The sequence below is a fragment of the Pseudonocardia sp. genome (assembly GCF_035305885.1).
In the GTDB taxonomy this organism is placed as follows: Bacteria; Actinomycetota; Actinomycetes; order Mycobacteriales; family Pseudonocardiaceae; genus Pseudonocardia.
Genome location: NZ_DATGOP010000092.1, coordinates 48687 through 56020, shown reverse-complemented (window position 1 = coordinate 56020; position 7334 = coordinate 48687). Strand labels below are relative to the sequence as shown.

At 72.5% G+C, this 7334-nt stretch carries 9 protein-coding genes; 2 read left to right on the top strand and 7 right to left on the bottom strand.

Annotated features, from left to right (window positions below; all coding sequences use genetic code 11):
* A partial coding sequence (locus tag VKZ81_RS20190; RefSeq protein WP_324243172.1) for an HNH endonuclease occupies nt 1–893 on the bottom strand: 893 nt, incomplete at its 3' end.
* Nucleotides 894–1285: 392 nt separating this feature from the next.
* On the opposite strand from VKZ81_RS20190, the gene VKZ81_RS20185 reads away from it, so the two are divergent.
* Nucleotides 1286–2839: an AMP-binding protein gene (locus VKZ81_RS20185; RefSeq protein ID WP_324243171.1), complete on the top strand. Its 1554-nt coding sequence runs from the start codon at nt 1286–1288 to the stop codon at nt 2837–2839.
* Complete coding sequence (locus VKZ81_RS20180) at nt 2836–3597, top strand: enoyl-CoA hydratase/isomerase family protein (RefSeq protein WP_324243170.1); 762 nt, start codon at nt 2836–2838, stop codon at nt 3595–3597. The genes VKZ81_RS20185 and VKZ81_RS20180 overlap by 4 nt, the downstream gene beginning before the upstream one ends.
* Here the strand turns inward: VKZ81_RS20180 and VKZ81_RS20175 are convergent.
* Genes VKZ81_RS20175 through VKZ81_RS20150 form a run of 6 tightly spaced genes read right to left on the bottom strand, consistent with a single transcriptional unit; the run spans nt 3594 to nt 7333 of the window.
* A complete protein-coding gene (locus VKZ81_RS20175; RefSeq protein ID WP_324243169.1) occupies nt 3594–3902 on the bottom strand; it encodes an EthD family reductase in 309 nt (102 codons plus the stop codon). The two genes, VKZ81_RS20180 and VKZ81_RS20175, sit on opposite strands and share 4 nt — an antisense overlap.
* 11 nt (nt 3903–3913) lie before the next feature.
* The gene (locus VKZ81_RS20170; RefSeq protein ID WP_324243168.1) at nt 3914–4510 is read right to left on the bottom strand and encodes a nuclear transport factor 2 family protein; all 597 of its coding nucleotides are present in this window, start codon (nt 4508–4510) and stop codon (nt 3914–3916) included.
* A complete protein-coding gene (locus tag VKZ81_RS20165; protein WP_324243167.1) occupies nt 4507–4923 on the bottom strand; it encodes an acyl-CoA thioesterase in 417 nt (138 codons plus the stop codon). Before VKZ81_RS20165 ends, VKZ81_RS20170 begins: the two co-directional genes overlap by 4 nt.
* Nucleotides 4920–5321, bottom strand: a complete 402-nt coding sequence (locus tag VKZ81_RS20160) for a MaoC family dehydratase (protein ID WP_324243166.1) — start codon at nt 5319–5321, stop codon at nt 4920–4922. The genes VKZ81_RS20165 and VKZ81_RS20160 overlap by 4 nt, the downstream gene beginning before the upstream one ends.
* Complete coding sequence (locus tag VKZ81_RS20155) at nt 5318–5779, bottom strand: hotdog family protein (RefSeq protein ID WP_324243165.1); 462 nt, start codon at nt 5777–5779, stop codon at nt 5318–5320. Before VKZ81_RS20155 ends, VKZ81_RS20160 begins: the two co-directional genes overlap by 4 nt.
* Entirely contained in the window at nt 5780–7333 is a 1554-nt protein-coding gene (locus VKZ81_RS20150) for an AMP-binding protein (protein WP_324243164.1), read from the bottom strand.
* Between the last annotated feature and the right edge of the window lies 1 nt (nt 7334).

Sequence of the window (7334 nt, the reverse complement as noted above, 5' to 3'; positions counted from 1 at the left end):
CGCTTGGGTAGCAGGAGCAGGCCGAGGATGTAGTCGATGTCGAGGCTGTCGCCGTCCCATTTCGTCCTGATGGTGGTGTGGTTGATGTGCAGGCCTGCCCTGGTGTTCATTTCCACCAGGCTTTCTGCTTTCCCGGTGAATGGCTCGGCCGCCTCGGGCACGGGGGTTCCGTCGGGGCGGCGGAATTCCCACCGGCCATTCACGCGGTGGATTCGGTAGCCGTGGTTGTGGACGACGGTGTGGTGGTACGTCCAGATCATGATGAGGTTGTCGAGGTCGGTGGGCCCGCCTTGTTCCCAGGGGATGATGTGGTGGGCGTTCAGGTAGCGGGTGTGGGGGCAGCCGGGGAACTGGCAGCGCTGCCCATCACGAGCCTTCAGTGCCCGGATCTGGGTGTCGGTGGCGAGGCGGCGGGAGCGGCCGAGGTGCATGCGGTTGCCTGACCGGTCGTCGAGCGGCAGCTGCACCTCGGCGTCGCAGAGCAGTCGCTGCGCGGTGGCGGGGGCGAGGGTGGGGCCGCCGTCGAGGCGGGCCGTGCCGGTGGAGGCGTCGACGTGGATGATCACCTCGGCGTGGCCCCGCTCGACCACCTTCCCGTCGCCGGTGTGGCCGGTGACCAACGCCATGAGCGCATCGGCCCGGCGCGCGGCGATCCGCTCCAGGGTGGAGGTGTCGTCGCTGATGACGCGGCTGATGGCCCGCACCGTGGAGTAGGTCAGCTCGTCGGCGGCGAATGCCTGGGTGATCAGTGGGAGGTTGCGGAGGGTGCGGGCGGTGCGGAGGTGTTCGTTGGCGGTGCGGATGTTCATACCGATCTTCCACGACACCCGGTGCGCACAGGATGTGACCCCGTCGCACACCGCCCACAGCGTGCGGGCATCGAACTCCGCCACGTACTGCAGGAACCGGCGTTGGGCGGCGGCGATGTGACCGGCGATCCCGAGTAATCCGACCTCCACGTCGTGATCGCTCCGAGCTGAGAAGGGGGCGGGGAAGGGGACGACGGCCCGGGTTTGCGCCTGCTGATCTTTCTTGGGTGTTCTCCGCGGTGGGTGCGGTCGATCACAGGGGCGACCACGCCGTGGTTCCCGGCACGGGACGGCGGTCATGACCTGCGCGACCGGCGCCACCACGGGTGCTGCCCGGCTCACCAGTGCCCGGTTCGCCGCCGCGGTGCACGGTGGGGAGGCCCACCCGGATCGAGTCAGCGCGTGGATCGGCGTCGAGCAGGTCCCGCGGAACCAAATCCTTGTCATAGTACGCATGGATCCGGTAGGAACGGCCCATGGCGGTGCCCTCGATCGGGACGTGGCTGACCTCCGCCGCGTCCCGGGCGCGCAGCGACGCGGGCGCGCTCGTCGCGGGGGAGCGCATCACCTGGCGGGACCTCGATGCCCTCGCCGACCGCGCGGCCGCGGGCTTCCGGGCGCTCGGCCTGCCGGCCGGGTCGCCGGTGTGCGTGCTGATGCGCACGAGCGTGGCGACGCTCGGCGTCTGGTTCGGGCTGGCGCGGGCCGGGTTGCTCGAGGTCCCGCTGAACGTGGCGACGGGGAGCACGCTGCTGCGGCACCTGCTGGAGCACTCGGGTGCGTCCGTCGTGGTGTGCGACGCGGAGTTCGAGGCGCTGGTGCGCGAGTGCGCGCCGGACGCCGTGCGCCACCTCGTCGTGCACGGGCCCGCGGAGGAGCCGCCGCGGGGCGGGCCCGCCCGCCACGACCTGGCCGACCTGCTGGGCGCGGCGACGGGGCCGCTGCCCGAGGTCGATCCGTGCGCGCCCGCCGTCGTGCTCTACACCTCCGGCACCACCGGCCCGCCGAAGGGCGCGCTCCTGTCGCACCGGGCGAACGTCAACCTCGCCCGCCACACCGTCTCGCTGCTCGGCTACACGCCCGACGACCGGCTCTACAGCGTGTTCCCGCTGTTCCACTCGAACGCCCGGTACTGCAGCGTGATGGCCGCGGCCGAGGCGGGCGCCGACCTGGTGCTCGACCGCGGGTTCTCGGCCAGCCGGTTCTGGGACACCTGCCGGGCGCACGGCATCACGGCGTTCAACTACCAGGGCGCGATGCTGTCGATCCTGCACAAGCGCCCGCCGCGGCCCGACGACGCGGACAACCCGGTGCGGCTGGCGTTCGGCGCGCCGTGCCCGCCGGAGATCTTCACGTCGTTCGAGCGGCGGTTCGGGCTGCAGCTCACCGAGATCTACGGCAGCACCGAGGTCTCGATCGTCACCGAGATGCCGCCCCATCGGCGCCGGATCGGCTCGGCGGGCACCGAGTCGCCCAACTACCACGTCGCCGTCGTCGACGAGCGGGACGAGCCGCTGTCGGCGGGGACGCCCGGCGAGATCGTCGCCCGGCCGAAGGCGCCGGGCTGGATGTTCGACGGCTACCACGGCGACCCGGCCGCGACCGTGCGCGCCTGGCGCGGCCTGTGGTTCCACACCGGCGACCGCGGCTACCTCGACGCCGACGGCTACCTGCACTTCCTGGACCGGATGAAGGACACGATCCGCCGCCGTGGCGAGAACGTCTCCTCGTGGGAGGTCGAGCGGGTGCTCGCCGAGCACCCCGCCGTCGCGCAGGTGGCGGCGTACGGGGTGCCGTCGGAGCTGTCGGAGGAGGAGGTGGCGGTGACCGTCGTCGCGGCGCCGGGCGCGCACGTCGACCCGGCGGAGCTGGTCGAGCACTGCCGCGGCGCCCTCACGGCATTCGCGGTGCCCCGCTACGTCCGCGTGGTCGCCGCGCTGCCGCTCACCCCGAGCCAGCGCGTGGAGAAGTACAGGCTGCGCGCCGAGGGCCTGACCCCGGACACGTGGGACCGGGACGCCCACCGGTGACCCGCTTCGCCCGCAGCGAGCCCGCCCCCGGCGTCGTGCAGCTCGCGATGTGCCGCCCGGAGAAGCTGAACGCGATGGACCGGGCGTTCTTCGCCGAGCTCACCGAGCTGATGTCCGGGTTCGGCGGGGACGATCGCGTGCGCGCCGTGGTGCTCACCGGCGCGGGCCGCGCGTTCTCCGCGGGCGGGGACATCGACATGTTCGCCGACCTGGACGGCGACGTCGCCCGCGTCCGCCCGCACCTGCGGGCCGTCTACGACGCCTTCCACGCCGTCGAGCGCTGCGCCGTGCCGGTGATCGCCGCGGTCAACGGGCTCGCCTTCGGCGGCGGCACCGAGCTCGCCCTCGCCTGCGACGTCGTGCTGGCCGCGGAGTCGGCCCGGTTCGCGTTCAAGGAGCCGACCGTGGGACTCGCCCCCGGCTACGGGGTCGTGCGCGGGCCCGAGGTGCTCGGCAGGCACTGGACCCGCTACCTCGCCCTGAGCGGCCGGGAGATCGACGCCGCGCGGGCCGAACGGGCCGGCCTGGTGCAGGAGGTGCACCCCGACGCCGACCTGCTCCCCGCCGCCGTCGCGCTGGCCGCGGAGATCGCCGCCCTCCCACCGCTCGCCGTCCAGGTCGGCAAGGCCTTCGTCAACCGCGACGCGGTGGGAGGGTTCAACGAGTCGGTCGAGGCCACGGCGCTGCTCTTCGCGACCGAGGAGCACCGCGCGGCCGTGGCGGCGTTCCGCGCGCGCCGCGGCCGGGACCGGGGTTAGACGACCGTCTCCGCCTCGTAGGTGACGATCGAGACGCCGGCCTGGGCGAAGTTCGCGAGGTCCGCGGTGCCCTCCTGACCGGCCGGGGAGGCGAGCGCGGCCTGCGCGTCCTCCTTGGACGGCCAGTCGAGGGTCGCGGTGAGGAAGAACTCGGGCTTGGAGCCGTCGAGGCTCTCGCAGCGGCCGTAGGTGTAGGACACGAGACCCGGCATGCGCTTGGCCAGCGGCGCGTGCACCGACCGGTAGTGCTCCATGAACGCGTCGGGGTCGGCGGGGTGGTGGTAGTTGACGACGAGCCGGTACATGCGGATCTCCTTCAGGGGTGGTAGGTATCCCAGGTCGGGGCGGTCTCGGGGTGGTCGGCGGGTTCGGGTGGCGTGCGCGGCCAGCGGATCCGGTCGGTGCCGAGGACGTCGGTGGCGAACCGGTCGGCGGGCACGGCGTAGGTGAATGTGATGGATCGCCGGGCGAAGCGCCAGCGCCCGTCCACGTGGCGGTAGTCGTCCTCGTACCGGTAGGCGGCGAGCACCAGGCTGCTGCGGGTGGCGAGCTCGGCGTGGCCGTGCGACCAGCCGCTCGCCGTGCCGTCGCCGTGCAGCAGCACGACGCCGGGGTGCGGGGTGTGCAGCATCGTGCGGTAGGTGTCGAAGCTCGCGACGTACGCCGCGCGCACCGCGTCGGCCCCGACCGCGGCCACGCCTCGCCGCTCGAACACCCCGTCGTCGGTGAACATGGCGACCAGGGCGTCGATGTCGTGGTCGTCGACGGCGCGCGCGTAGAGCGCACACAGGTCGTGGATGGCCTGCCGGTCGGCCTGGGCGCGCACGGCCGCCGCGAGCGCCGAGGGGTCGCCGTCGGGCAGCGCGGGCACGGTGGTGAGCGCGGCAGCCACGGCGGGCAGGTCGAGCCTCACGCCGCCACCCGCTCCGGCAGCGTGCCCAGGAGATCGCGCAGCCGCTGCGGGATCTCGGCCTTGCCGGTGCCGTCCGGGGTGCGGCAGACGAACGTCATGGCGCCGTGCGTGACGACCTCCTCGCCCCGCACGAAGTCGAAGCCGACGGTGTAGGAGCTCGTGCCGATGCGGTCGAGCACGAGCCGGATCGCGAGCTCGTCGAACACCCGCACCATGCGCCGGTAGGTGCACTCGGAGTGCACCCCGACGGTCAGGACGCCGAGCGAGTCGACCAGCTCGCCCGAGCGCAGCCCGTGCTCGTAGAGCCAGCTCGAGTACGCCCGTTCCATCCAGGGGTAGTAGATGGCGAAGTAGGCGATGCCGACCGCGTCGCAGTCGCCGTAGGACAGGCGGAACGACAGCTGCTCGCTCACGGCAGCACCACCGTCGCCGTCCCGGTGACGGCCGGTTCGCCGCCGTCGACCTCGAGCGCGACGTCGCAGTCCGCGAGCCGCACCCCGTCCTCCTCCCGCACCGCGGTGACCGTGCCGCGCACCCGGACGCGGTCGCCCGCGAACACCGGGCCGCGGAAGCGGACCCGCAGCCTGCGCAGCCGGTCCGGCCCGCCCGCCCAGGCGGTGACCGCGTTCATGACGTAGCCCATGTTCAGCGGGCCCTGGTTGACCGGGCGGTCGCCCATGCCGAGCGCGCGCACCGCGTCGACGTCGAAGTGGATCGGGGTCGGGTCGGCGAGCAGGGCGGCGGTCGTCTTCATCTTCTCCGCGCTGACCGACCCCACCTCCCACACCGGCAGCTCGGTGCCCACCTTCATGTGGTCCTCCGCGGGAAGACGATCGAGTTCCAACACCTCGCGACGTGGGTGCCGTCCGGGTCGAGGTGCAGGTCGAGCTCGTAGCCGACGACGTCGAACGGGCCGGTGCGCCGGCCCACCTTGCGCTCGGCCGAGACGACCCGCCCGCTGACCCGGTAGGTCGCCCCGATCCGCAGCGGCCGGTGCAGCGTGGTCTCGTGCTCGCCGAACACCGGCCCGTCCGCCGCGGTCGCGCCGAACCAGGAGAACAGCTCGTCCCAGCCGATGCCCATCGCGCCGGTCGCGGCGATCCAGGCGAAGAGCGGGTGGGCCACCTCGCCCGCGGCCTTCTGCACGGGTGGTGGCTCGGCCAGGACCGCGTCGGCGACGAGCCACGCGCGCCACGGCTCGATCGTGTAGGTGCCGCCGGGGAACCGGCGGCCCACCTGGGCCGCCAGCTCCTCCTCCGAGAACGCCATTCAGACGTTCCGCTCCGCGTCCGCCCAGTACGGCGCGCGCAGCTCCCGCTTGAGGATCTTCCCGGTGGGCGCCTTGGGCAGGGCGGCGACGAAGTCGACCGACCGCGGCTTCTGGTAGCTCGCGAGGTGCTTGCGCGCCTCGTCGATGATCTCCTGCTCGGTGGCGGTCCGGCCGGGCTTGAGCACGACCACGGCCTTCACCGACTCGCCCCACTCCGGGTCGGGGACCCCGATCACCGCGCACTCCAGCACGGCGGGGTGCTGGTTGATCGCCTCCTCGACCTGGACGCTGTAGATGTTCTCGCCGCCCGAGATGATCATGTCCTTGGCGCGGTCGACGATGAACACGTAGCGGTCCTCGTCCCAGGTGGCGATGTCACCGGTCCACATCCAGCCGTCGCGCAGCGTCTGCGCGGTGAGCTCGGGCTGGTTGAGGTAGCCGAGCATGTTCGCCTCGGAGCGCACGACGATCTCCCCGGGCGTGCGTCCGTCGCGCGGGACGTCGTGGCCGTCGGGGTCGACCACCCGCACGGTGGTCACGAAGCCCTCCCGGCCGCACGAGCGGAGCCGGTGCGCGTCGATGCCGCGGACGGCCTTCGCGTGGTCCTCCTGGGACAGGAAGGTCATCGTGGTGCCCTCGGTCTGCCCGTAGCCCTGGATGAGCGTGCACGGGAACGAGTCGAGCGCCGCCCGCACCACCGAGGAGGGCATGGGGCCGCCGCCGTACTGGATGTTGCGCAGGCTGGACAGGTCGTAGGAGGAGAAGTTCGGCACGGCCATCATCCAGTTGAGCATCGTGGTGATGCCGAGGAACGCCGAGACCTTCTCGGCCTCGATGATCTCCAGCGCCTGCTTCGCCTCGAAGTTGACCAGCACGAGCGGGCAGCCGTGCTTCATGTAGTTCATCGCCAGCACGATCGGGATGTGGTACATCTGCCCGGTCAGCATGTACACATCCGTCGGCACGATCCGCTCGGCCACGGTCTGGTTGAGCATCCCGGCAGCCGCGCTGCGGTGCGAGTGCACGGCGCCCTTCGACCGGCCCGTGGTCCCGCCGGTGTAGAGGATGAAGAACGGGTCGTCGTCGCGGACCCGCTGCGCCCACCCGGGTTCCTCGTCCGACGACGACTCGAGCAGCCGCTCGAGGCTGCCGTCGCCCTTCTCGCCGAACTGCAGCCAGTGCGGCACGTCGACCGCGCGCTGCAGCTGCTCGACCGTGTCCGCCCACTCGGCGCTGCTGATCACCACGCGGGGCGCGGCGTCGGTCACGATGGCGGCGAGCTCCGGCTCGGCGAGGCGCCAGTTGAGCGGCTGCAGCACCAGCCCGGCGCGGCCGGCGGCGAAGTAGAGCGCCTGGTACTCCACGCAGTTGCGCGACAGCACGGCGAGCCGGTCGCCCGACTCCAGTCCGAGGCCGCGCAGCCCGTTGGCCGCCCTGCGCACCATGGCGTCGAAGTCCGCCCAGTTCACCCGGCGGTCGTTCGGCACGTCGTACACCGCCTGGGCGCGCGGGGTGAGCGCGGCCCACTTGGCGGGGATGAGGCCCTGGTTCATG

Excerpts from the sequence above, each read along its gene's own strand:
- VKZ81_RS20185 (WP_324243171.1), top strand. The coding sequence starts at position 1,286 with ATGGCGGTGCCCTCGATCGGGACGTGGCTGACCTCCGCCGCGTCCCGG.
- VKZ81_RS20150 (WP_324243164.1), bottom strand. The coding sequence starts at position 7,333 with ATGAACCAGGGCCTCATCCCCGCCAAGTGGGCCGCGCTCACCCCGCGC.
- VKZ81_RS20155 (WP_324243165.1), bottom strand. The coding sequence starts at position 5,779 with ATGGCGTTCTCGGAGGAGGAGCTGGCGGCCCAGGTGGGCCGCCGGTTC.
- VKZ81_RS20175 (WP_324243169.1), bottom strand. The coding sequence starts at position 3,902 with ATGTACCGGCTCGTCGTCAACTACCACCACCCCGCCGACCCCGACGCG.
- VKZ81_RS20160 (WP_324243166.1), bottom strand. The coding sequence starts at position 5,321 with ATGAAGGTGGGCACCGAGCTGCCGGTGTGGGAGGTGGGGTCGGTCAGC.